Genomic DNA, 22,457 nt, shown 5'->3' on the forward strand with positions numbered 1-22,457 from the left:
TCCATGAGCCGCTTCTGGAGTCCCGTTGTCGGGACGCTCAGTCCCTATGTGCCGGGCGAGCAGCCCAAGCTTCAGAATCTGGTCAAGCTGAACACCAACGAGCACCCTTACGGGCCGTCGCCCAAGGTGCTCGATGCGATCCGCGCCGCTTGCGACGATACGCTCAAGCTCTATCCGGACCCTTCCTCGGACCGCCTGCGCGAGGCCATCGCCGCCGCGGTCGGCGCGCAACCGCAGCAGGTGTTCGTGGGCAATGGGTCGGACGAGGTCCTGGCGCATGCGTTTCTGGCCCTGCTCAAGCATGACCGTCCGCTGCGCTTTCCGGACATCACGTACAGCTTCTATCCCGTGTACTGCGGCCTGTACGGCATCGAATTCGAAACGATGCCGCTCACCGCGGACTTTTGCATCGACGTCGAAGACTACCTGCCCGCGCGCCACGGTCAGGCGGGCGCCATCATCTTCCCGAATCCCAACGCGCCCACCGGCCGGGCGCTCAGCGCCGCCGAGGTCGAACGCATCGTGGCCGGCAATCCGGACACCGTCGTTGTCGTGGACGAGGCGTATGTGGATTTCGGCGCCGAATCGGTGATCCCGCTGGTCTCGCGCTACGACAACCTGCTGGTGGTGCAGACCCTTTCGAAGTCGCGTTCGCTTGCGGGCCTGCGGGTGGGTTTTGCCGTGGGCAGCGCCGCGCTGATCGATGGGCTTGAGCGGGTAAAGAACAGTTTCAACTCCTACCCCATCGATCGTTTGGCATCCGCCGGCGCAGTAGCGGCGCTGGAAGATACGGAGTACTTTGAGCAGACCCGCAAAGCCGTGATCGACACGCGGTCCCGCATGACCGCAGGGTTGCAGGCGCTGGGTTTCGAGGTGCTTCCTTCAGCGGCGAACTTCGTGTTCGCGCGCCATCAGTCAAAGGACGCCGCGACGCTTGCCGCCGCCCTGCGCGAGCGCAGCATCATCGTGCGTCATTTCCGTCATGCGCGGATCGATCAATTCCTGCGCATCACGGTGGGTACCGAAGCCCAGTGCGATCTGCTTCTGCAAGCGCTCCAGAGCATCCTGAAGGCGTGAATTTCAGAGGCATTTCAGCTGGAAAACTCTGGTCTCATTTTTGCTTCCCGGCCAAGTAGCACGGGCCGGGAAAACCCTGTAGAGTACGTGTTTCGGCGTGCACCACCAGTACAAAAAGCGCGTCATTACTCAATAACAAACAAATGGAGCCTGGCCAATGAGCAATAAAGGGCAAACTCTGCAAGATCCGTTCCTCAACACGCTGCGCAAGGATCATGTGCCCGTGTCGATCTACCTCGTGAACGGCATCAAGCTTCAAGGGCAAATCGAATCCTTCGACCAATACGTGGTGCTGCTGCGCAATACGGTCACCCAAATGGTTTACAAGCACGCCATTTCCACCGTCGTTCCCGCGCGCGCCGTCAACTTTCAAGTGGAAGTCCCTGCTGAGTAATCTCGCTCCAGCTTTACCTTTTATTGCCCGCCAGACGGTTCTCGTCGGCGGGCATTTTCGCTTTGGCTCGAATATGGTGCATGTATGCGCGCTCTGATCATCAGCGTGGATCTCGGTGATCCGGACTTCACGGCACACGCCGAGGAATTTGCCATGCTGGCCAAGGGCGCGGGCGCCGAAATCGTCGGCACCCTGACGGCCCGCCGCGATCGTCCCGACGCCAAGTTCTTCATCGGCTCCGGCAAGGCCGACGAGGGCGTCGCGATGGCGCAGGCGCTGCTTGCCGACATCATCCTTTTCGACCAGCCGCTTTCGCCAGCCCAGCAGCGCAACCTCGAACGCGCCTTCAACCTGCGCGTGGTGGATCGCGTTGCCCTCATCCTGGACATCTTCGCGCTGCGCGCAAAGAGCCACGAAGGCAAGCTGCAGGTCGAACTGGCCCAGCTTCAGCATCTGGCCACGCGCCTGACGCGCATGTGGAGTCACCTTGAACGGCAACGCGGCGGCATCGGGATGCGCGGGCCAGGTGAATCCCAGCTTGAAATGGACCGCCGCATGATCGGCGCCAAGGTCAAGACGCTGCGCGAACGGCTCGACAAGGTCGAGCGCCAGCGCATCACCCAGCGGCGCGCCCGCGCGCGGGGCGGTGCGTTGTCGGTGTCGCTGGTGGGTTACACCAACGCCGGCAAGTCGACGCTGTTCAACGCGCTGACCCGCGCGGACGCGTACGCGGCCGACCAGTTGTTCGCCACGCTGGACACGACGACCCGCCGCATCTGGATCGAAGGCGCCGGATCGGTCGTGGTGTCGGACACCGTGGGCTTCATCCGCGACCTGCCGCATAACCTGATTGCCGCCTTCCGCGCCACGCTCGAAGAAACCGTGCACGCGGATCTGCTGCTGCATGTGGTGGACTCGGCCAGCCCGCAGCGGGATGAGCAGATTTTCGAAGTCAACAAGGTCCTCGCCGAAATAGGCGCTGCCGCGATTCCAACCATTCTGGTATACAACAAGATCGACCGGGCGGGCCTGGACCCGCGGGTGGAGCGCGATGCACATGGTACGATTGCGCGAGTATTTGTAAGCGCCACCGAGCGCGCCGGTTTGGATGCGTTGCGCGGGGCAATTGCGGAAACCGGACAGATTGTGGGAAACAATGCCGCGAATTATCAAACTCTTCAATCTGAATGACCCCGGCTGGGGTCGCGGAAACAACAATGGCTCCGAGCCGCCGCCCAAGCGGCCCCAAGGCAATGGAGACGGCCCTCCGGACCTGGACGAGGTCTGGCGCGATTTCAATAATCGCATCGGGAACCTGTTCGGGCGCAAAGGCGGGGGCGGCAACAACCGGCCCGGCAATCGTGGTGGCATGACGCCGCCATCGCCGCGGGGCACACGCATCGGCCTGGGCGTCATTGCCCTGGTTGCGGCAGGCATCTGGCTGGCCAGCGGCTTCTACATCGTGCAAGAAGGCCAGGTCGCGGTCGTGACCCAGTTCGGCAAATACAAGAGCACGTCGCAAGCCGGTTTCCAGTGGCGCCTGCCTTATCCCATTCAAAGCCATGAAATCGTCAACGTGTCGCAACTGCGCACGTTCGAAGTCGGTTTCCGTGGCGGCGCGCGCAACAAGGTCCTGCCCGAAGCGCTGATGCTCACGACGGACGAGAACATCGTCGATATGCAGTTCGTCGTCCAGTACCGCCTGCGTGCGGACGGCGCGCCCGACTATCTCTTCAAGACGCGCGACCCGGACGAATCCGTGCGCCAGGCGTCAGAAACCGCCATGCGCGAAGTCGTGGGCAAGCAGTCGATGGACTTCGTGCTGTACGAAGGCCGTACGACGGTGGCCTCGCAGGTCCAGGCGCTGATGCAGCAGATCCTCGACCGCTACAAGACGGGCGTGCAGGTCAGCACCGTCGCCATCCAGAACGTGCAGCCGCCCGAGCAGGTCCAGGCCGCGTTCGACGACGCCGTGAAGGCCGGCCAGGATCGCGAGCGCCAGATCAACGAAGGCCAGGCCTACGCCAACCAGGTCGTGCCGCTGGCCAGCGGTCAGGCTTCGCGCATGACGGAGCAGGCCGAAGGCTACAAGGCCAAGGTCGTGGGCGATGCGCAAGGTAATACCTCGCGCTTTACCAGCATCCTGGGCGAATACGAAAAGTCTCCCCAAGTCATGCGCCAGCGCATGTACCTGGAAAGCATGCAGGACATCTTCACCCGCGCCAGCAAGGTCATGGTCGACACCAAGAGCAACAACAACATGTTGTATCTGCCCTTGGACAAGATCATGCATCTCGCCGCTCAGGACGCAGGCAAGTCGAATATCGGCAGCTCCGGCTCGCCGGTGGCCAACCCGCCTGTCCAGCAGCCTTCGCGCGGTTCGGCCGCGCCGGTGCCGCAGCCTTCCGGCAGCAGCAATAGCAACACGCTGCCCCGCGACCGTATGTCGCGCTAATCCGGAGGAGTCCTGAACATGAATCGTCTTATGCCCATCCTGGTCGGCCTGCTCATCGTGCTGGCCCTCCTTTCCTCCAGCGTTTTCGTGGTTCGCGAGCGCGACTATGCCCTGGTGTTCTCGCTGGGTGAAGTCCGCCGCGTCATCAGTGAACCTGGCCTGTACTTCAAGGTTCCGCCGCCTTTCCAGAATGTCGTCACGCTCGACAAGCGCATTCTGACCATCGAAACCAACGAAGCCGAGCGCATCCAGACTTCCGAAAAGAAGAACCTGCTGATCGACTCGTACGTCAAGTGGCGCATTGCGGATCCCCGTCTGTTCTACGTGACGTTCGGCGGCAACGAGCGTGCGGCGCAAGAGCGTCTGCAAGCCCAGATCCGCGACGCCCTGAACGCATCGGTCAACGTGCGTACGGTGCGCGACGTGGTCTCGACCGAACGCGACAAGATCATGACGGAAATCCTGGACAACGTCGCCAAGCGCGCCGAGCCGCTGGGCGTGCAGATCGTTGACGTGCGTCTGCGCCGCATCGAGTTCGCGCCGGAAATTTCCGAGTCGGTGTACCGCCGCATGGAAGCCGAGCGTACTCGCGTGGCGAACGAACTGCGCTCGATCGGCGCTGCCGAAGGCGAGAAGATCCGCGCCGAGGCCGACCGCCAGCGCGAGGTCATCGTGGCCCAGGCGTACGCCAAGGCCCAGGGCATCATGGGTGAGGGCGACGCCGCCGCGGCCGCCATCTACGCCCAGGCTTATGGCAAGAATCCGGACTTCTATACGTACTACAAGAGCCTGGAAGCCTATCGCGCCTCGTTCTCCAAGCCGGGCGACGTGCTGGTGGTGGACCCCAGCTCCAGCTTCTTCCAGTTCATGAAGGATCCGGCAGGCGCCGCGCTGGCTCCGGTCACCGTGCCGGCCAAGTAACCGGCAGCAGTCGGCACGAACGAAAAAGCCCCTCGGGTACCCGAGGGGCTTTTCTTCTTCTGGCGGGATGCTCCCTTACGGGTATCGGGGACGCCGCGGGGCACTGGACATGCCCGTCCCCCGGGTGGCGCTTGCCGCTGAACCATGTACAATACCGCGTAAGCTATAAAACATTCCGCAGCGGCTGAGCGGGCTTACGCCCCTCAGCCGCTTTTCGTTTGGGCGACGCCCACGCATCACTTGGCGTTATTCAGGTAAACACATTCATGGGTAACTGGCTGCTGCCCGAAAGCCTCGCCGACGTACTTCCGGCAGAGGCCCGGCGCATCGAGGAACTGCGCCGCGAACTTCTCGATCTTTACCGTACATACGGGTTCGAGCTGGTCGCGCCGCCCCTGGTCGAGTACATCGATTCATTGCTGTCGGGCACCGGCAGCGATCTGGATCTGCGCACCTGCAAGCTGATTGACCAGCTTTCGGGCCGCACGCTGGGCGTGCGCGCGGACATGACTCCCCAGGTCACGCGCATTGACGCGCACTTGCTCAACCGCGCGGGCGTCACCCGCCTGTGCTATTGCGGCAATGTGCTGCATGCCCGTCCCTCGGACTTGCTGTCGAGCCGCGAGTTGCTGCAGATCGGCGCCGAAATCTACGGCCATGCCGGATTCGAAGCCGATCTGGAAATCATCCAGCTGGTGCTGGAAACCGTTGCCATCGCCGGCGTTCGCAATCCGCGCCTGGATCTGAATCACCCCGGTGTGCTGCGCGCGATCCTGAAGTCGGATCCGGCGGCTGCCGAGCTGGCGCAGGATGCGATCCGGCTGATGCGCGACAAGGATGTGCCCGGACTGGGCGAGCTGTCGGCGCGCGCGCCTGGTATCCGTCCGGAAACGCTGAAGGCGCTGCAATTGCTGCCCACGCTGTACGGTGGTCAGGACGTGCTGAAGATCGCCCGCCGTGACCTGCCGGCGCTGCCGGGTATCGCCGAGGCGCTCGATGCTCTTCAGGCAGTGGTCGACGCCATGCCCAACGTGTCTTTCAGTGTCGATCTGGCCGACGTCGGTGGTTACGCTTACCACTCGGGCGTCAAGTTTGCGCTGTACGCTGAAGGCTGGCACGACGCGTTGGTCAGCGGTGGCCGTTACGATGACGTCAGCCACGCGTTTGGCCGGTCGCGTCCGGCAACGGGCTTCAGTCTTGATTTACGCAAGCTGGCGGCGGGTCTGCCGCCGGCGGAAAGGGCGCGAGCGGTTCGCGCGCCCTGGGGGCAGGCCCCCGCTCTGACCGAGGCGGTTCGCCGCTTGCGCCGGTCAGGGGAAATCGTCGTTCAGGTATTGCCCGGTCACGAGCAGGATCAGGACGAATTCGTTTGCGATCGCGAGCTGGCGCTGCAGGATGGCGTCTGGACGGTCAAAACGCTGTGACTAACTCCCTCTCGGAAACGAGGGGGCCGCGGGGAGATTTCCGGATTTCCCGAGAAACTCGAAATTGATTCGTATCATGAGCAAGAACGTAGTCGTAATCGGCACCCAATGGGGTGACGAGGGCAAGGGCAAGATCGTCGACTGGCTGGCGGAATCCGTCCAGGGCGTGGTCCGCTTTCAAGGCGGTCACAATGCCGGCCATACGCTGTGGATCAACGGCAAGAAGACGATTCTTCGCCTGATCCCGTCGGGCATCATGCACCCCGGTGTCACCTGCTTCATCGGCAATGGCGTCGTGCTGTCCCCGGAAGCCCTGCTCAAGGAAATCGAAGAGCTCGAGGCCGCCGGCCTGGACGTGCGTTCGCGCCTGCAGATCTCCGAGATCTGCCCGCTGATCCTGCCGTACCACGTCGCCATCGACAAGGCGCGCGAAGCGCGCAAGGGCGAGGGCAAGATCGGCACGACGGGCCGTGGCATCGGCCCGGCCTACGAAGACAAGGTCGCCCGCCGCGCCCTGCGCGTGCAAGACCTCTTCAATCCGGCGCTCTTTGACGAAAAGCTCGCCGAAGTGCTGGATTACCACAACTTCGTGCTGACCCAGTACCTGGGCGCCGAAGCGGTCTCGGCCAACGAAGTGCGCGATCAGGCCATGGCCTTGGCGCCGGCCATCGCCCCGATGGTCAAGGACGTCTCCAGCAACCTGTACGCCATGCAGCAGGAAGGCAAGCGCCTCCTGTTCGAAGGCGCGCAAGGCGCGCTGCTGGACGTCGATCACGGCACTTATCCCTTCGTCACCAGCAGCAACTGCGTTGCGGGCGCGGCCTCGGCAGGCGCCGGCGTCGGCCCCCAGCAACTGGATTACGTGCTGGGCATCACCAAGGCGTACACCACGCGCGTTGGCTCGGGCCCGTTCCCCACGGAACTGGTCGACGAGATCGGCACCCGTCTGGCCACCATCGGCAAGGAGTTCGGTTCGGTCACGGGCCGTCCGCGCCGTTGCGGCTGGTTCGACGGCGCCGCGCTGAAGCGCTCGGTCCGCCTGAACGGCATTTCCGGCCTGTGCATCACCAAGCTGGACGTGCTGGACGGTCTGGAAACCATCCAGTTGGGCGTCGGCTACCGCGTCAACGGTGAATTCCGCGACGTGCTGCCCTACGGCGCGCACGCCGTTGCGCAAGCGCAACCGGTGCTCGAAGAGCTGCCCGGCTGGAGCGAATCCACCGTCGGCATCACCGAATACGCCAAGCTGCCCGCCGCCGCGCGCCGTTATCTGGAGCGTGTCGCCGAGGTCTGCGGCGTGCCGATCGACCTGGTGTCCACCGGTCCGGACCGCAACGAGACCATTGTTTTGCGTCATCCCCTGAAGGGCTGACATCGGGTTATTATTCCCAAGGCCGCCGCCGGTCATACCGGCGGCGGCCTTTTCGTATTTTTGTGCAGGAGATGCTTGCCTATGAGCACGCCGACCAGTGACGATAGCCACCTGTGGGTAACGTGGGACGATTACAACCGCTTGATCGAGCGCCTTACTTTGCAGGTGCACCAGTCGGGCTGGAAGTTTGACAAGATTCTTTGCCTGGCGCGCGGCGGTATGCGCGTGGGTGACGTCATGTCGCGTATTTTTGATGTGCCGCTGGGCATTCTTGCCACCAGCAGCTATCGCGAGGCGGCTGGCACCAAGCAAGGCGATATGGACATCGCTCAGTTCATCACCATCACCCGCGGCACGTTGTCCGGCCGGGTGTTGCTGGTGGACGACATGGTCGATACCGGCAAGACCTTCAATAAGGTCTTCGATCACCTGAAGAGCCAGTTCGCCGACATCACCGAATTGCGCAGCGCCGTGCTGTGGTGGAAGGGCCATTCCCTGGCAACGCCCGACTATTACGTCGAGAAGCTGCCCACCAATCCCTGGATTCACCAGCCTTTTGAAGACTACGACAGCTTGCGTCCCCATCAATTGGAAGCCTGGATCCGCAAGGGTTCCCAGAGCTGATAGCAGGCAGGAAAAGGGCGGGGCCCAGGGCGCGGACTGTCCCTGGCAGTAGTCAAACCGTCCTTGACCATGCTAGAATCGCTGGTTATCGCTAAACCGAACTTGGCTTGTTACTCTTTGGGTAGTCTTTGGGTAACGGAAACAGCCAGCTCAAACCCGGGTGAACGCATGCCCGGGTTGCGCTTTGAAGGTTCACAGTTCGCGGTACTTGCCTATTGGCGGTTTGCAGGTCTTATCGCCAGGGGCCGTCTTCGCGTACCTGGGGCCGCGCAGCGTTGCTGGAAAAGCAAGCCAGGTTTGTCATCAACTTTGTTACCCTACAAGCAGGCCAATTACTTTATGCCTATCGTTCGACTGAAGGAAAACGAACCGTTTGAAGCCGCTCTGCGCCGCTTCAAGCGCACCATCGAAAAGACCGGTTTGCTCACCGAACTGCGCTCGCGCGAGTTCTATGAGAAGCCCACCGCCGAGCGCAAGCGCAAGCATGCCGCCGCCGTGAAGCGCCACTACAAGCGCATCCGTAGCCAACAACTGCCCCCGCGCCTGTATTGATTTCTGATTCCCGAATCTATTGATTCCAGAATCATTCATCCAGGATTTGCTCGCCCGAGTCGACGTCGTCGACGTTGTCGGGCGATATGTGCAGTTGCGAAAGGGTGGGGCCAACTTGCTTGGCCTGTGCCCCTTTCATAACGAAAAAAGCCCCTCGTTCACTGTCAGCCCCACCAAGCAGTTCTATCACTGCTTCGGTTGTGGAGCGCATGGCAGCGCCATCACCTTCCTGATGGAACATACGGGCGCCAGTTTCCCCGACGCCGTGCGTACGCTCGCGGCGTCGGCGGGAATGACGGTCCCCGAAGAAAACCGCAGTCCCCGCCAGCAGCAGGAGTCCGCGCGCCGCAAGGCCGAGGAATCCCGGCACACCCAGGTGCTGGACGCTGCCCAAGCCCATTACCTGAAACTGTTGCGCGCTTCGCCCGCCGCCGTCCGCTATTTGAAGCAGCGCGGCCTGACTGGCGAGATCGCCGCGCATTTCGGCCTGGGCTGGTCAGGCACGGACCGGCACGGTCTGTCCCAGGTGTTTCCGAACTACGAGGACCCCACGTTGGTGGAGTCCGGCCTCGTCATCGAGTCCGAGGACGGGCGGCGCTACGATCGTTTTCGCGAACGGGTGATGTTTCCGATCCGCAATGCGCGGGGAAGCCTAATCGGGTTTGGCGGCCGGATCATCGGCAAAGGCGAACCCAAGTACCTGAATTCTCCTGAAACTCCCCTGTTTTCGAAGGGGCAGGAACTTTATGGGTTGTGGGAGGCACGCCAGGCCATCCGTCAGGAAGGTCAGGTGATCGTCGTCGAGGGCTACATGGACGTGGTCGGCTTGGCGCAGCAGGGCATTGCCAACGCAGTTGCCACGCTCGGCACCGCCACCACGCCGGATCACGTCAAGAAGCTCTTGCGCGCCAGCGACAAGGTCATCTTCAGCTTCGATGGCGACAAGGCCGGCCGGCGCGCCGCCTGGCGCGCGCTGCAGGCCTGTCTGCCGGTGCTTCGGGATGACATCGCGATCCGGTTCCTCTTCCTGCCGGCGGAGCACGATCCCGATTCGTATGTGCGCGAATTGGGCGCCGAAGCGTTCCGCGCATGTCTGGGCGACGCCGTGGCGCTGTCGCGCTTCTTGTTGGACGAATTGGCGTCGCGTCACAACATGACCGAGGCCGAAGGGCGCGCCAGTTGTCTGCACGAGGCCAAGCCGCTGCTGGCAACGATCCCCGAATGCGCGTTGCGCGTGCAGATCGAACGGGAAATGGCCAAGCTGGTGCAATTGACGCCCGAGGAAATGGCGCAGGTTCTGGCGCAACAGCCTGCCAAGCCATTTGCGCCGGCCGCGCGGCCCGCGTCTGGCGGTGGCGAGTCCGGCATGGCCGCGGGCGGCGAGCCGAGCCACGACGGTGGCCCGCCGGACATGGGCTACGACTACGGCAACCACGACTTCCACGACATTCCGGCCGACGAGTCCGACGATTACGGCCAGTACGCCTCGCATGGCGAAGAGTCTGGTGGCGGATCTGCGGGCTGGCAGCCAGGCGCCAAGCAGGAATGGAAGGGCAAGAGCGATTGGAAAGGCAAGAGCGACTGGAAGGGCAAGGGTGATTGGAAGGGCGGCAAGGGCAACTGGAAAGGCCGGCGCGACAACGATGTTGGCGGCTTCGAGGGGCGCCGCACCATGCCGTCGCTGGCCAAGCGGCTCTTGAGCCTGCTGCTCGCGCATCCCGAGCTGGTCGACTCCATGGGCGATCAGCAGCTTGAAGTCATCGACCATGGCCCCCATCTAGGATTGGTACGAGACCTGATCATGCTGGCGCAATCCAGCGGCGCGCGCCATGTCGGCGCCTTGCTGGAGGCTGCGGAGCCGGACTCGGACCTTGCAACCGTATTGAAGGGGCTGCGGGCGGACATCCTGGCGCAGGAAGACCTGCCCGACCCGCAGACGGAATGGGACGATGCGTTGCGGCGGATCGAGTTCGATTCGGCGAAAAATGAAATGGCCAAGCTGGCGGCTTCCGGACTGGCTTCGGAAGAGGCTCGCAAGCGATATCTTGAGCTTTCCCGCCGCATGACCGTGCTGAAAGGTGCCGGGATACGCTAAATACGCTAAAATCAAAGGTTTTCCGCTCATGCGGGGGCCTGTGAGGCCAGCGCAGGGCCGGCGCAGTTTGGCCAAGCGCGGATGCCGCCATTGCCAGCTGTGCCCGACTGTTGCATGATCGCTGGGAATTCAAGGTCGATTGGTGGCGGATTGTTCGCCAGATCGATGCAGCAAGAGCAGGAACGTGACACGAAGTCCGGCATCTGGAATCTATTCCGGAAGCCGGAATCTAATGATTTATGTACCAATTTGACGAGAGCGGCCTGAAGCTCGGGCATCCCGGTTATTGAGCCCAGGCGGCATCGCTAACCACTAAAAAAGGTTAGAAACGGGACGCGTGCGTCAAAATTGTTACATCGTTAATTAATATAGCTGAGCGGTGGATCAAAAGCAGTTCAGCGGCGGTAACTCCGCGTGGCGTGAGTGGTTTGGGTGCTGTGTATACGTAGCTGCTTGGGGCAATGGCCCGATAAGCGAGCAAAGCCTATTTATAGGCAGGCAGCCCCCCCAACGTCCGGAACCCGCCGTTGAATGAGGTCATGCACGTCGGGCGTCAGAACGGTCAAGAACCGGAGACGTCGCCAGACGGGCTCGCAAGAGCCGGTGCTGCGAACAACGCAGCCGCGTGATCTTCGCCGATCCACCAGATTTACCCGTATTCCATGCCGCCCCGGATCCGTATCCGGCGCGGCGTTATGCGGTGCAACAAGCCCGAACGGGTTGCGACGACCACGGAAGCGACTATGACCAAATCCACCGGCAAATCCTCCTCTGCAATTGATGCGGCCGAAACCAAGGCTGTGGCGGCCAAACGCGCCGTCAGCATGGCCGCGGAAAAAGCGCCCGCCAAGACGGCGGTGAAGGTCGCCAAGCCTGCCGCCAAGACGGCCGCCAAAAAGGCGGCCAAAACGGCAGTTGCCGCGGACAAGCCCGAAAAGGTGACGAAGGCCCGCGCCAAGAAAGCCGAAGACAAACTGGCCGACCTGGTCGGCAGCGCGCGTCCCGCGCCGAGCGGCCGCCGTCCGGGCCGCCCCGCCAAGAACGCCAACAACGACTCCGACGGTTTCGACGATCCGATGGACGGCGAAGGCGAAGTCCTGCCCGATCTGAAGCCGCCCAAGCGCGGCGGCAAACGCGGCAAGGCCGATCCCAAGGACCTGATCGCCCGTGGCCCCGTCACGCCGGAAGAATACGAAGCGCGCCGCAATCGCCTGAAGCAGCTGATCAAGCTGGGCAAGGACCGCGGCTACCTGACGTACGGCGAAATCAACGACCATCTGCCCGACGACCTGGTCGATGCCGAAGCCATCGACGGCATCATCAGCACGTTCAGCGACATGGGTATCGCGGTCTATGACCAGGCCCCCGACGCCGAAACCCTGCTGATGAGCGAGAACGCGCCGGTTGCGTCCAACGACGACGACGTCGAAGACGAAGCCGAAGCCGCACTCACCACCGTGGACTCCGATTTCGGCCGCACCACCGACCCGGTCCGCATGTACATGCGCGAAATGGGCTCGGTCGAGCTGCTGACCCGCGAAGGCGAAATCGAGATCGCCAAGCGTATCGAAGACGGCCTGAAGCACATGGTCATGGCCATCTCGGCCTGCCCGACCACCATCAACGAAATCCTGGCCCACATCACGCGCGTGCGTGAGGGACAGGCGCAGATCGACGAAGTCGTCGACGGCCTGGTCGATCCGGAAGACGGCGAAGAATACGCCGGCGCCGGCGTCACCGCCGATGAAGACGAAAGCGACGACGGCCCCGCCGGCGGCATGTCCAGCAAGCAGCTGGAAGACCTTCGCGTCAAGGCGCTGGCCAAGTTCGACGAAGTGGGCAAGCAGTTCGACAAGATGCGCCTGTCGTACGAGAAGGACGGCTACAAGTCGGACATCTACGTGCGGGCCCAGGAATCGATCCAGAACGAACTGATGGGCATCCGCTTCACCGCCAAGATGGTGGAAAAGCTGGCCGACACGCTGCGCAACCAGGTTGAAGAAGTGCGTCAGCTCGAGCGCGCTGTCCTGCACACGTGTGTGGACCGTGCCGGCATGCCGCGCCTGCACTTCATCAAGGTGTTCCCCGGTAACGAAACCAACCTGCAGTGGGTCGTCGACGAAGTGGCCGCCGGCCATCCGTACGCCGAAACGCTGGAGCGCCAGATTCCCGCCGTGCAGGAACTGCAGCAAAAGCTGATCGACCTGCAAACGCGCGTCGTGCTGCCGCTGAAGGACCTGAAGGACGTCAACAAGCGCATGGCCACCGGCGAAGCCAAGGCTCGCAAGGCCAAGCGCGAAATGACTGAGGCCAACCTGCGTCTGGTGATCTCGATCGCCAAGAAGTACACGAACCGTGGCCTGCAGTTCCTCGACCTCATCCAGGAAGGCAACATCGGCCTGATGAAGGCCGTGGACAAGTTCGAATACCGCCGCGGCTACAAGTTCTCGACCTACGCAACGTGGTGGATCCGTCAGGCCATCACGCGTTCCATCGCCGACCAGGCGCGCACCATCCGTATTCCGGTTCACATGATCGAAACGATCAACAAGATGAACCGCATCAGCCGCCAGATCCTGCAGGAAACCGGCGCCGAGCCGGATCCCGCGACCCTGGCGCAAAAGATGGACATGCCCGAGGACAAGATCCGCAAGATCCTGAAGATCGCCAAGGAACCGATCTCCATGGAAACGCCCATCGGTGACGACGACGATTCGCACCTGGGCGATTTCATCGAAGACACGTCCACGCTGGCGCCTTCGGATGCGGCGCTGCATGGTTCGATGCGCGACGTCGTCAAGGAAGTGCTAGACTCTCTCACCCCGCGTGAAGCCAAGGTCCTGCGCATGCGTTTCGGCATCGAAATGAGCACCGACCAGACCCTGGAAGAAGTGGGCAAGCAATTCGACGTCACGCGCGAGCGCATCCGCCAAATAGAGGCTAAAGCGCTGCGCAAGCTGCGTCACCCCAGCCGGGCCGACAAGCTGAAGAGCTTCCTGGAAGGGCAGTAAATTTCCTGGGCCTCTAGCTCATGCCTGGTTAGAGCAGCGGACTCATAATCCGTTGGTGCCGAGTTCGACTCTCGGGGGGCCTACCAAGAATGACGCGGGTTTGCATGAAGTTCATGCAGCCCGCGTTTTCTTTTGTGTGGGGGATTTTTTGCCAATCTGGCTGTGCGCCGTTTTGATGGCTTCAGTGGCCAAGTGCGCGTAGCGCTTGGTGCTGGCTGACGGGCGATGATTTTTTGTGGAACTGGGCCCACTGGTCCCGGTTCGGCGTCACGGTGGGCAACATGGAGGCCTACGTGTCCTGGACAGACGACCACCGACCCAACAACTATGACTTCGCGCAGGTTGTCGAGGCCGTGCACGCGGAGCTACCCTGGCACGAGCGGATGATCGTCATCGCCGGGTGTCACCAGAAGAACGCCATGTCCGCCACCTGGACGCGCGCGGCCCGGGGGATGCGGCGCTGGGTTGGATCACCAACACTACCGGCGTGGCGCTGACCGAACCGAATACAAGCTGTACCTAGGCCTGTTCCGCGTCCAGGTCGAAAAGAGGCTCGCGTGAAGTACGCGAAGCAAGTGATTGACCTGTTGGCCACATATCCGGGGCGACAGTTTCGTATGCAAGACTTGATCCGATACGTGGATCCTCGCGCTGAGGGCAATGACCGGCGTCGCATTCGGACGGAAGTCCAGCGGGTACCCGACCTGTAGGAAAGTGGGGGGACTCTGGACAAGCTGGAGGCGGGCGAACGAGGCTCGTTTGCGCTGTACTCGTGGACGGAGAAAGTGCGACATGCGCCAGTAGTGAAGCGCCACGCAGAGTGCAATAATTTCCCCGGGCAAATGCGCCCGTAGGAAATTGGTTTTCGGGATGACTTTGCGGTTTGCCCCGCATGCGCGTGCCGGTGATAATGGCTTTTTCCCATAACTCATCGGAAGGCAGTATGCGCAGAAAATTCGTCTCTATTGTTCCTCTCAAAGAGGACGGGCGCTCTGGATTGTGGCTTTATGCTATTGCGGATGATGGAAGTGCTTGGCGTGCTCGCCAGTTGTATGACGGAACTTTGACCGACGATGGCTGGGAAGAGGTGCAAGAGCTTCCGGAAGCCGACCAACGAAGCTATTAATAACTGGAAAATTTGCCGAGCATGAAGTAAGGCGCTGCCGCCTTCGGGCGGCTTTTTGTTTCCAGAGAGCAGGGGCCAGGGTGCGATAAAACGCCCCCGGATTCGCCAAGACTTGCGGTCCCTTGTTTGGGTTTGACCCCAACTCAGTAGTCTTACGGTCCTAGACTGGTGAGTGAGCCGGTGCAGATAACGGCTCCACTGCGTTCGACTTGAAAAGTTCAGTCCTGGCCAGGTCAGAATCGAAGCTCGCTCGTTCAAAGGGGTGGAGGTCGAGGTGCATAGCTAGTTTGATGCGATTGTGGCCAACGAGCGGCAAATTATCCAACAGCGCATAACGACGGACGTATTCGTTGAACTTTCTTCCCTCAGGTAGAAAACCGTTGAAAAAAATAGCTCGTAGTTCTGGGCCCGAAAGCCGAGCTCGTAAGATCGACACGGCATCCCACTTTTCAGCCCAACTGACATTCGGATGCGAATCTATCCACCTCAGCAAGGAATAGAGCGTTCTAACAAGTGCGCCTAGCTGAGGCTCATTCGAGGAGAATACGCGCTTCCATCGATCTGCGGCCTCGATCTTTTGCTCGGATCTAAGTCTGTCTTGCTCCGCTTTAGTGGCAGCTTGATACTGTTCTATCAACGTCTTAGTCTGAAAGTCATTGAGGGCGCAGCCTCGAATGATCGCGTCCAGCGCAACTACACCTTCCTTGCGAGGGTCATCCTCATTGCCGGCACCGTGCTGCAACTCTGCAATCAATTCTCGGTAGCTGCTCGTCCAGCCAAAGAAGGATTGGTCGAAGGCCTGCTTGGCAAGCTGCCTGCGCTGCTCCTCCAGCTCGTCCTGTTGCGAGCGTAGTGTGAGTACGAGTAACACGATTGTCACAAGGCCTGCGATGGGATTGACAATTCCTCCCAGAAAGTCGCCAAACGTGCCCCAATCCCCGGTTTCTGTAGAGAGCGACCGGCCATGAAACTTATAGATGAATAGCCCCATGGCGAACGTCGCCACCGTCGCGGGGAACGCGAGAAAGAGCAAGATCAACCGGCGAGTTTTCGCGACTTTGGCTCGCTGCCGCTGGGATGTGGGATGCATTTTTATTTGTAAGAAGCTGACACAGCGGGAATATATTCAATATGGCGCTGGCATACAAACACCGCCGCTTCGTGGATGAGTGCCTCGTCGACCTCAATGCCACGCAAGCGGCGATAAGGGCGGGGTACAGCCAAAAGCCTGCTGGGCAAACCGGCAATGAGTACCCTAAAGAAATCTGAAATCGCCAAAGCGATTCAAGCGCGCCTAGCGCACCGAGAAGACCTGAAGGAGCAGTATAGGATCAGTCGTTTGTGGAGGGCAGGCGCTGCCGAAGTTGAGGAACGGGTTCAACATAGATCTGAGTCAGCAGTTCAAGGAGGCGCGACTTATCGTCGGAATCGTGTCGAACAGCTCGGGCTGGAAGTTAGGGGTGGGCCTGGTATGCATGGCCGGCATTTCATCTAGGTACGGGCGACTCGCCTCGACGTGGCCGGGACTATCAGATTGGGTCCGTAACTAATGAGACCCGAATTCGCAGTGGGCGGCTCCCTGGAGAATCGCATGAAACATTGGATAAATTTCAGGTTCACGCCACCAGTTTCGCGCTGAAACCCGCGAAGAGCCTAACAATTGCGCCGGATTGTGATTCCAGTTGTCGTGGAGAGATGGTGTGGGGTATGCGCCACAGCAGGCGCAGACCGACGAGCCCCGCACAGTTGGCGCGAATCGTTAGCCCCAAAAAATCAATGCGTCATATCCAGGCGCAGTTTGAGCCCGTGGACTCATAATCCGTTGGTGCCGAGTTCGACTCTCGGGGGCCTACCAAAGAAATCCTGACACCAGGTACCGCAGCCGCCAGCAATGGCGGCTGTTTTCATTTCCAGGCCACGGTTGGACGTGAGGCTGCGCGGGCCGTGCCGCGGTCCCATTCCTGATTGGTAACCCCGCGTAACACTTCCTCATCCAAAAGGACTATTCCCCAATAATCCTCAAAACCGCTCGTGGCTGTGGGCGATGAGGGGAGGGTCCATCCGCCCCGTCTGATGTTTGGCATGTGCTGATACCGAAGCTCGATCGGAGGAAGTTTCATGAAAAACAACGCTCTGCCCGCCGGCGTACTGTCCCGTTCGTCGCTGCTCCCCCTCCTGGCATTTCCTTGGGTATCGGTCGCTCAGATCACAATCGAGAGTGGGCAGACGGTAACCGTTCCGGGAACTCAGGCTTCGCCTTGGAACACGAACGGCCCCCTCTTGGTTGGAAATACGGGAGCCGGTACGTTGAACGTGTTGAGTGGCGGTCTGGTGAATAGCCCGGATGCTTACCTGGGAGGTGTTTTCGGCGGTGCCGGGGTGGTGTCGGTGACCGGACCAAACGCGCGATGGGAAGTGTCCGCCAACAGCTTGAGTACGCTGAATGTTGGCTGGAGTGCAGCAGGGACACTGACGGTGGCCAGCGGTGGCGTGGTCCAGAGTCAGCGCGCCGTTCTCGGGGAATTCGACGACGGCGTAGGTGTTGTGAACATCACTGGCGCCGGATCGCAATGGATCAACAACCAGCTGCTCTACGTCGGGATGTCGGGCGAGGGACGTTTGAACATCTTGGACGGGGGCTACGTTTCGACGGGCTCGGGATCCATCGGCGTCGTTGGCGGCAAGGGAGACGTCACAGTCCGCGGGGCCAATTCCCGGTGGCTTTCCGGATCATCCATTCAGATTGGCTCGTTCGGCACTGGCAGCTTGACGATCTCGGATGGCGGGCAGGTGACTGCCCCGGGCGCGGTGATGGGGACGACAGCTTCCGGGATCGGCAAACTTGTCATCGGCAGCGATGTGGGCGCTGCGCCGGTCGCGCCTGGCACGCTGGAAACCCCGCGTGTTTCATTTGGCCCAGGCGACGGCCGCGTGATTTTCAATCACACGTCTTCCAGTTATGTTTTCGACGCGACGATCAACAACGGTGCCAACAATGCAGCAGGCTCCAATACCGGATTGGTCGGGGGCGGGCGGCTGGAGGCGATGGCGGGTCGCACCATCCTGAATGCGGACCACGGGGACTTCTCGGGCGCCGCGCAAATAGGCGGTGCGGGCATTCTGCAGGTCAATCGCGACCTGTCGGGCGCGGCGATGCAGATTCTCTCTGGCGGTACGTTGGAAGGGCGCGGACGGGTGGGCAGTGTCGTCAATGCAGGCTCCGTATCGCCCGGGGCCTCGCTGGGCACGCTGACCATCAGTGGGAACTACACGGGCAGCAGCGGTTCGCTGTTGCAGCTGGAGACGGTGCTTGGCAATGACGCGTCCCCTACCGACAAACTGGTTGTGACGGGCAATGTCGCGGGCAGTACGGCCGTCAAGGTCACCAATTTGAATGGCAGCGGGGCGCAGACGGTAAATGGCATTCGCGTCATTGAGGTCGGCGGCGCGTCGCCTGCGAGCGCGTTCAACCTTCGGGGCGATTATCGGGCCGAAAACGGTCAGCAAGCCGTGATTGCCGGCGCGTATGCGTACACGCTGCAACACGGCGGCAGCAATACGCCCACGGACGGTCACTGGTATCTCGTATCCGAATTCAAGGAACCGGAGACGGCTCCCGAACCGGAGCCAGGGCCGGGACCTGATCCAGAGCCCGAACCCGAACCCGAACCCGGGCCGGGCGCGCCGGTGGAGGAAATTCCCGGAAGTCCCGAAGAGGGGCCACGCTATCAGCCGGGCATACCGCTTTATGAGCAGTATCCCCAGGTGCTCGCTTCCCTCAATACGTTGCCGACGTTGCAGCAACGCGTCGGAAACCGGTTCTGGCGGACTGACGGTCAGCCCGCGGCCGAGGACAAATTCGGGGGGTGGGCCCGCATCCAAGGCGCCACCAGTTCGATGCGCCCGGCACAGTCGGCGACGAAGTCGAGCCGGGATATCGACCTGTGGAAGCTGCAAACGGGCATTGACGTCGTCGCAAACCGCCAGCCAGATGGTTCGATGCTGGTGGCTGGCGTCAATCTTTCTCATGGCAACGCGTCGGCCGATATCGCGTCTCCGTATGGCCGGGGCAAGATCGACACGACTGGCACGGGCGTGGGCGCCAGCCTGACCTGGTACGGCGCCAGCGGGTTCTACGTGGACGGACAATTGCAGGCCATGTGGTTCGACAGCGACATCTCGTCGCGCACGATCGGGCGCGACGAGGTGAAGGGAAACAATGGAGACGGCTTCGCCATCTCGGTGGAGACAGGCTATCGCCATGACATCGGCAAGGGCTTTTCGCTGACGCCGCAGGCGCAGTTGATTCGGTCTCGCGTCGACTTCGACAGCTTTACGGACCCATTCGGCGCCAAGGTGCGGCTTGACGATGGCGACAGTCTGATCGGACGTCTGGGCGTGTCGCTCGATTACGAACCTGAACGCTCCGTTGCGCAAGGGGCGGCCGGGCAAACGCATGTGTACGCCATCGCCAATCTGTACAACGAGTTCATGAATGGCACGAACGTCAACGTGGCGGGCGTGTCCTTTCGAAGCCGGGACGAGCGGCTGTGGGCCGAACTTGGCGTTGGCGGGACCTACCAATGGAACAAAGGGCGCTACGGCGTTTATGGAAACCTGAGCGTGGCCGGCGCCACCAACAACATGAGCGACAACCACTCCGTGGGCGGCATGATCGGCTTTCGCGTGCAGTGGTAGGGGCCAGCTTAGATCGCAACGTCGTGTTGGAACCGTGACCGGCAGGGAAACGAGCACCCGCGACCAGGAACGCACCTACTAGGAAAGCGTCTCCAAATGGAAGAGCGCCCCAGCTCAAGATGAGTCTGAGGCGCTCCTGCCCGGCTTCGCACGCGATGGGTGTCAGACAGCCCGGCAACTCCAATCTACTGCTCGGACTTCAGCCCGGCAATAGGGGAAACCCTTGCCAAAAAAGGGGTGGGAACGTCATTGGCGCAGGACCTTCGAGGCATGCACATGCGTCAAGGGGGCGTGCGCGGATTTGTCCGTCTCGGCATCCACGAATTGTCCGCCCGCCGCCCGCTGGCGACACTGGCCTCCACATTCAATGCACGGGAGAGCAGATATGTGGGGGCATCGAAAGCGCCAACTGGGACAGGGGATGACGGAGTACATCGTTGTCGTCGCGCTGGTCGCCGTGGCGGCGATCGCGGTTTATCAGTACTTCGGACAGGTCGTGCGTTCGCAGACGGCAGCCATGGCTCGCGAGCTTGCCGGCGAAGACGGCAGCACGCAATCCAAAGCGGCGCAGCAGGCGGCCCAAAAGGCGGCGGCCCAGACCAAGGCGCGGTCGCTCAAGTCATTTACCGGCAACGCCGAGATCGCGAATTGAACGCGCCGCCATCCATGTTCGACGATCACCAACGGGGCCAAGCCCTGGTCCTGGGTTTGATGGTCGCTGCCGTCGGCGTGGCGTCGCTCGTCGTCCTGTACAACGTTGGCCAGACGGTCGAAGCGCGCAGCCGCCTGACCCACGCCGCGGATGCGTCGGCCTACAGCGGTGCGCTCATGCAGGCGCGCGCGCTCAATGCCATCGCCTACGTGAATCGCAGCCAGATCGCGCATCAGGTCGCGATGGCGCATCTGGTGACGCTAGGGGCGTCAGCGCAATACCTTGATGCGTTGCAATCGCAGCGTCGGCGCGGCAATCCGCCAGCCGGCCTGATCGCGATGCTATTCGGGCCGGCTGCCGGGGCGTCCTACCAAGGGGCGCAGGCCCCTACGGACGCCGAAAGCCGTCTGGCGCGCGCGTTCGCGCAGCATGATCGCGTCGTGCATCAGGTGCTGGAAGCCGCGGCGCGAGCGATTACCGGCGATTTCATCATGTCTCGGGATCGTGTCATGCGCGAGGTGCTGGCTGCCAACTATCCCGCGTTTGGCAAGACTGGCCGGGACGATGCATCCGGGGCCTCGCCGCTGGATCTGCGTGTGTTGACGGACGGCTGGCCGGGTTTCACGGAGCGCCAAGCCGCCACACGCAAGGCCGGCCTGCGGCCGGCTATTGAAAGCGCAGTGGCCCGCTATGGTTTCCTGGACCGCCGCAACACGACGCTACGCAACCCTTGGGTGGTCAGCACCCGGTGTCCGTGGCTTCGGCACGAACTCCGGCGGCGCGGCTCGACCTGGCTTGGGCCGGATGGCCATTGGGGCGCGTTGGACACGCAGTCCTACCATGCCCTGCGCTCGAACCGCTGGATTGGCTGCTACTTCCGCGAATACGCGATGGGGTGGGGCACCGTCCAGGGCAATAAAAGCCGTGCGCCCGACGACGTGGAATTCGTCGAAGATCCGCCCGCAGACTTCTCGCAGGAAGACTTCTGGCGATGGGTGGAGCACGCCACGTCCTGGAACATCTTTGACGGAGCCAACAACCCCATGGCGAACTCCTACGCAATGGCTGGGGTGCGCCGGTGGCCCGGCGGCGGCTTGCCCGTCTACCGGGAAGTTGCGTCCAAGCGTCTTGCCGAGCCCTTGCGTTTCGCCGTGGCGGTTGGCCTGCAATCGTCCGTCGTCAAAACCACGGATGCCAGCAGCGCTGTGTCGGCGCCGATCGGTCAGTTCCGATATGCCGCACTGGGCCGAACGGGCGCCATCACCGTCAGTACGGCTGCCGAGACCTACTTTTCCCGGCCGGAGCGGCGCGCCGACGGGCGCCTGGAGCTCGCCACGCTTTTCCGGCCCTATTGGCAGGCTCGCCTTTCCGCAGTCACGCCGCAAGAGGAAGCATTGGCCAGGAGGCTGCCGTGATGCAACGCGGATCAAACGAACAAGGACAGGCGGTGGTCGAGGCGCTATTGATGTTGCCGTTTTTGACCGTGTTGCTGTGGGCGGTCTTGGATATCGGCGCGATGCAGTTTTCGGCACAGCGCACGACCCAGGTTAGTCGTCAGGCCGCCATGGCGGCGGCGTTGGGGCAGCCGGTCGCGACGCTTCGCGCGCCGGCGCGGATGGACGTGGAAGGCCGCGCCCAACGCTGGCTTGGATCTTCCATTGCGCGGGGCGGCGCATTGCAGGATGAATGGTTTGGCGCGGCAATGCGTCTGCTGTCCGTGCAAGTGCGTTCGCTGCCGCCGCCGGGCAATGTCATGTTTGGACTGCCGGTCTCGCGTCACCTCAGCGTGGCAGACGGCGCGGGCTATGCGCATGGCGACGCGGATGCGCAACGCCGTATTGGGGCATCGCCAACGGGCTGGTTGCAAGCGAGCCGCACCTCGCAGGCTGAGGCGGTAAGGATGCAGCGACCCGTCAGCCAGGCAGAGGCGCCGTGGGGGAGGCCGGCGCTGTCGCGGGATTGGCTTTCCGCGTGGGGGGATGTGCTGCCTGGTGATCGGCTTGGCGGGCGTGCGGAGGGCGGAAGATGAATCTTGTCCGAAAAGTGTGCGAAGGGC

19 protein-coding genes and 1 tRNA gene are annotated in these 22,457 nt (G+C 62.0%); 19 read left to right on the forward strand and 1 reads right to left on the reverse strand.

What is annotated here, in order from left to right; genetic code table 11:
- The first annotated feature begins 3 nt into the window (after nt 1-3).
- From hisC to LN047_RS09085, 14 genes are all read left to right on the forward strand, one after another.
- Nucleotides 4-1,077: a histidinol-phosphate transaminase gene (gene hisC, locus LN047_RS09020; RefSeq protein WP_152383922.1), complete on the forward strand. Its 1,074-nt coding sequence runs from the start codon at nt 4-6 to the stop codon at nt 1,075-1,077.
- A 157-nt stretch (nt 1,078-1,234) separates the two neighbouring features.
- The gene (gene hfq / locus LN047_RS09025; RefSeq protein ID WP_006218585.1) at nt 1,235-1,471 is read left to right on the forward strand and encodes an RNA chaperone Hfq; all 237 of its coding nucleotides are present in this window, start codon (nt 1,235-1,237) and stop codon (nt 1,469-1,471) included.
- A gap of 84 nt (nt 1,472-1,555) precedes the next feature.
- Complete coding sequence (gene hflX / locus LN047_RS09030) at nt 1,556-2,662, forward strand: GTPase HflX (RefSeq protein ID WP_062842027.1); 1,107 nt, start codon at nt 1,556-1,558, stop codon at nt 2,660-2,662.
- Nucleotides 2,628-3,926, forward strand: a complete 1,299-nt coding sequence (gene hflK / locus LN047_RS09035) for an FtsH protease activity modulator HflK (protein WP_056315713.1) — start codon at nt 2,628-2,630, stop codon at nt 3,924-3,926. Before hflX ends, hflK begins: the two co-directional genes overlap by 35 nt.
- An 18-nt stretch (nt 3,927-3,944) precedes the next feature.
- Nucleotides 3,945-4,847, forward strand: a complete 903-nt coding sequence (hflC, locus tag LN047_RS09040; protein WP_056315716.1) for a protease modulator HflC — start codon at nt 3,945-3,947, stop codon at nt 4,845-4,847.
- Between the two features lie 266 nt (nt 4,848-5,113).
- Nucleotides 5,114-6,271: an ATP phosphoribosyltransferase regulatory subunit gene (locus LN047_RS09045; protein WP_373982116.1), complete on the forward strand. Its 1,158-nt coding sequence runs from the start codon at nt 5,114-5,116 to the stop codon at nt 6,269-6,271.
- A gap of 76 nt (nt 6,272-6,347) precedes the next feature.
- On the forward strand, nt 6,348-7,643 hold the full coding sequence (locus tag LN047_RS09050; protein ID WP_056315722.1) for an adenylosuccinate synthase: 1,296 nt from the start codon (nt 6,348-6,350) through the stop codon (nt 7,641-7,643).
- Nucleotides 7,644-7,724: 81 nt separating this feature from the next.
- A complete protein-coding gene (locus tag LN047_RS09055) occupies nt 7,725-8,267 on the forward strand; it encodes a phosphoribosyltransferase (protein ID WP_056315724.1) in 543 nt (180 codons plus the stop codon).
- Between the two features lie 339 nt (nt 8,268-8,606).
- Complete coding sequence (gene rpsU / locus LN047_RS09060) at nt 8,607-8,819, forward strand: 30S ribosomal protein S21 (RefSeq protein WP_006218592.1); 213 nt, start codon at nt 8,607-8,609, stop codon at nt 8,817-8,819.
- A 19-nt stretch (nt 8,820-8,838) separates the two neighbouring features.
- Entirely contained in the window at nt 8,839-10,914 is a 2,076-nt protein-coding gene (gene dnaG, locus LN047_RS09065) for a DNA primase (protein ID WP_279214099.1), read from the forward strand.
- A 743-nt stretch (nt 10,915-11,657) separates the two neighbouring features.
- Nucleotides 11,658-13,925, forward strand: a complete 2,268-nt coding sequence (rpoD, locus tag LN047_RS09070; RefSeq protein ID WP_056315728.1) for an RNA polymerase sigma factor RpoD — start codon at nt 11,658-11,660, stop codon at nt 13,923-13,925.
- A 7-nt stretch (nt 13,926-13,932) separates the two neighbouring features.
- Nucleotides 13,933-14,011, forward strand: a tRNA-Ile gene (locus tag LN047_RS09075).
- A gap of 195 nt (nt 14,012-14,206) precedes the next feature.
- Entirely contained in the window at nt 14,207-14,422 is a 216-nt protein-coding gene (locus tag LN047_RS09080) for a hypothetical protein (protein WP_373981543.1), read from the forward strand.
- A 395-nt stretch (nt 14,423-14,817) separates the two neighbouring features.
- Nucleotides 14,818-15,051 (forward strand): hypothetical protein, encoded by a 234-nt coding sequence (locus LN047_RS09085; protein ID WP_373981544.1) that lies wholly within the window; start codon nt 14,818-14,820, stop codon nt 15,049-15,051.
- Nucleotides 15,052-15,211: 160 nt separating this feature from the next.
- Here LN047_RS09085 and LN047_RS09090 read toward each other — a convergent pair whose 3' ends face one another.
- Nucleotides 15,212-16,042, reverse strand: a complete 831-nt coding sequence (locus LN047_RS09090; protein WP_373981545.1) for a putative phage abortive infection protein — start codon at nt 16,040-16,042, stop codon at nt 15,212-15,214.
- 140 nt (nt 16,043-16,182) lie between these two features.
- Between LN047_RS09090 and LN047_RS09095 the strand changes: the two genes are divergently transcribed.
- From LN047_RS09095 to LN047_RS09115, 5 genes are all read left to right on the forward strand, one after another.
- Nucleotides 16,183-16,320, forward strand: a complete 138-nt coding sequence (locus LN047_RS09095) for a terminase small subunit (RefSeq protein WP_373981546.1) — start codon at nt 16,183-16,185, stop codon at nt 16,318-16,320.
- Nucleotides 16,321-17,169: 849 nt separating this feature from the next.
- The gene (locus LN047_RS09100; RefSeq protein ID WP_373981547.1) at nt 17,170-19,749 is read left to right on the forward strand and encodes an autotransporter outer membrane beta-barrel domain-containing protein; all 2,580 of its coding nucleotides are present in this window, start codon (nt 17,170-17,172) and stop codon (nt 19,747-19,749) included.
- A gap of 385 nt (nt 19,750-20,134) precedes the next feature.
- On the forward strand, nt 20,135-20,401 hold the full coding sequence (locus tag LN047_RS09105; RefSeq protein ID WP_056315734.1) for a hypothetical protein: 267 nt from the start codon (nt 20,135-20,137) through the stop codon (nt 20,399-20,401).
- Nucleotides 20,402-20,415: 14 nt separating this feature from the next.
- On the forward strand, nt 20,416-21,816 hold the full coding sequence (locus LN047_RS09110; RefSeq protein WP_373981548.1) for a pilus assembly protein TadG-related protein: 1,401 nt from the start codon (nt 20,416-20,418) through the stop codon (nt 21,814-21,816).
- Entirely contained in the window at nt 21,816-22,430 is a 615-nt protein-coding gene (locus tag LN047_RS09115) for a TadE/TadG family type IV pilus assembly protein (protein WP_373982117.1), read from the forward strand. Before LN047_RS09110 ends, LN047_RS09115 begins: the two co-directional genes overlap by 1 nt.
- Nucleotides 22,431-22,457: the final 27 nt, after the last annotated feature.

The organism is Achromobacter sp. JD417, assembly GCF_041879325.1.
Taxonomy (GTDB): domain Bacteria; phylum Pseudomonadota; class Gammaproteobacteria; order Burkholderiales; family Burkholderiaceae_B; genus Achromobacter; species Achromobacter mucicolens.

Excerpts from the sequence above, each read along its gene's own strand:
- hisC (WP_152383922.1), top strand. The coding sequence starts at position 4 with ATGAGCCGCTTCTGGAGTCCCGTTGTCGGGACGCTCAGTCCCTATGTG.
- hfq (WP_006218585.1), top strand. The coding sequence starts at position 1,235 with ATGAGCAATAAAGGGCAAACTCTGCAAGATCCGTTCCTCAACACGCTG.
- hflX (WP_062842027.1), top strand. The coding sequence starts at position 1,556 with ATGCGCGCTCTGATCATCAGCGTGGATCTCGGTGATCCGGACTTCACG.
- hflK (WP_056315713.1), top strand. The coding sequence starts at position 2,628 with ATGCCGCGAATTATCAAACTCTTCAATCTGAATGACCCCGGCTGGGGT.
- hflC (WP_056315716.1), top strand. The coding sequence starts at position 3,945 with ATGAATCGTCTTATGCCCATCCTGGTCGGCCTGCTCATCGTGCTGGCC.
- LN047_RS09045 (WP_373982116.1), top strand. The coding sequence starts at position 5,114 with ATGGGTAACTGGCTGCTGCCCGAAAGCCTCGCCGACGTACTTCCGGCA.
- LN047_RS09050 (WP_056315722.1), top strand. The coding sequence starts at position 6,348 with ATGAGCAAGAACGTAGTCGTAATCGGCACCCAATGGGGTGACGAGGGC.
- LN047_RS09055 (WP_056315724.1), top strand. The coding sequence starts at position 7,725 with ATGAGCACGCCGACCAGTGACGATAGCCACCTGTGGGTAACGTGGGAC.
- rpsU (WP_006218592.1), top strand. The coding sequence starts at position 8,607 with ATGCCTATCGTTCGACTGAAGGAAAACGAACCGTTTGAAGCCGCTCTG.
- rpoD (WP_056315728.1), top strand. The coding sequence starts at position 11,658 with ATGACCAAATCCACCGGCAAATCCTCCTCTGCAATTGATGCGGCCGAA.
- LN047_RS09080 (WP_373981543.1), top strand. The coding sequence starts at position 14,207 with ATGGAGGCCTACGTGTCCTGGACAGACGACCACCGACCCAACAACTAT.
- LN047_RS09085 (WP_373981544.1), top strand. The coding sequence starts at position 14,818 with ATGCGCGTGCCGGTGATAATGGCTTTTTCCCATAACTCATCGGAAGGC.
- LN047_RS09090 (WP_373981545.1), bottom strand. The coding sequence starts at position 16,042 with ATGGGGCTATTCATCTATAAGTTTCATGGCCGGTCGCTCTCTACAGAA.
- LN047_RS09095 (WP_373981546.1), top strand. The coding sequence starts at position 16,183 with ATGGCGCTGGCATACAAACACCGCCGCTTCGTGGATGAGTGCCTCGTC.
- LN047_RS09100 (WP_373981547.1), top strand. The coding sequence starts at position 17,170 with ATGAAAAACAACGCTCTGCCCGCCGGCGTACTGTCCCGTTCGTCGCTG.
- LN047_RS09105 (WP_056315734.1), top strand. The coding sequence starts at position 20,135 with ATGTGGGGGCATCGAAAGCGCCAACTGGGACAGGGGATGACGGAGTAC.
- LN047_RS09110 (WP_373981548.1), top strand. The coding sequence starts at position 20,416 with ATGTTCGACGATCACCAACGGGGCCAAGCCCTGGTCCTGGGTTTGATG.
- LN047_RS09115 (WP_373982117.1), top strand. The coding sequence starts at position 21,816 with ATGCAACGCGGATCAAACGAACAAGGACAGGCGGTGGTCGAGGCGCTA.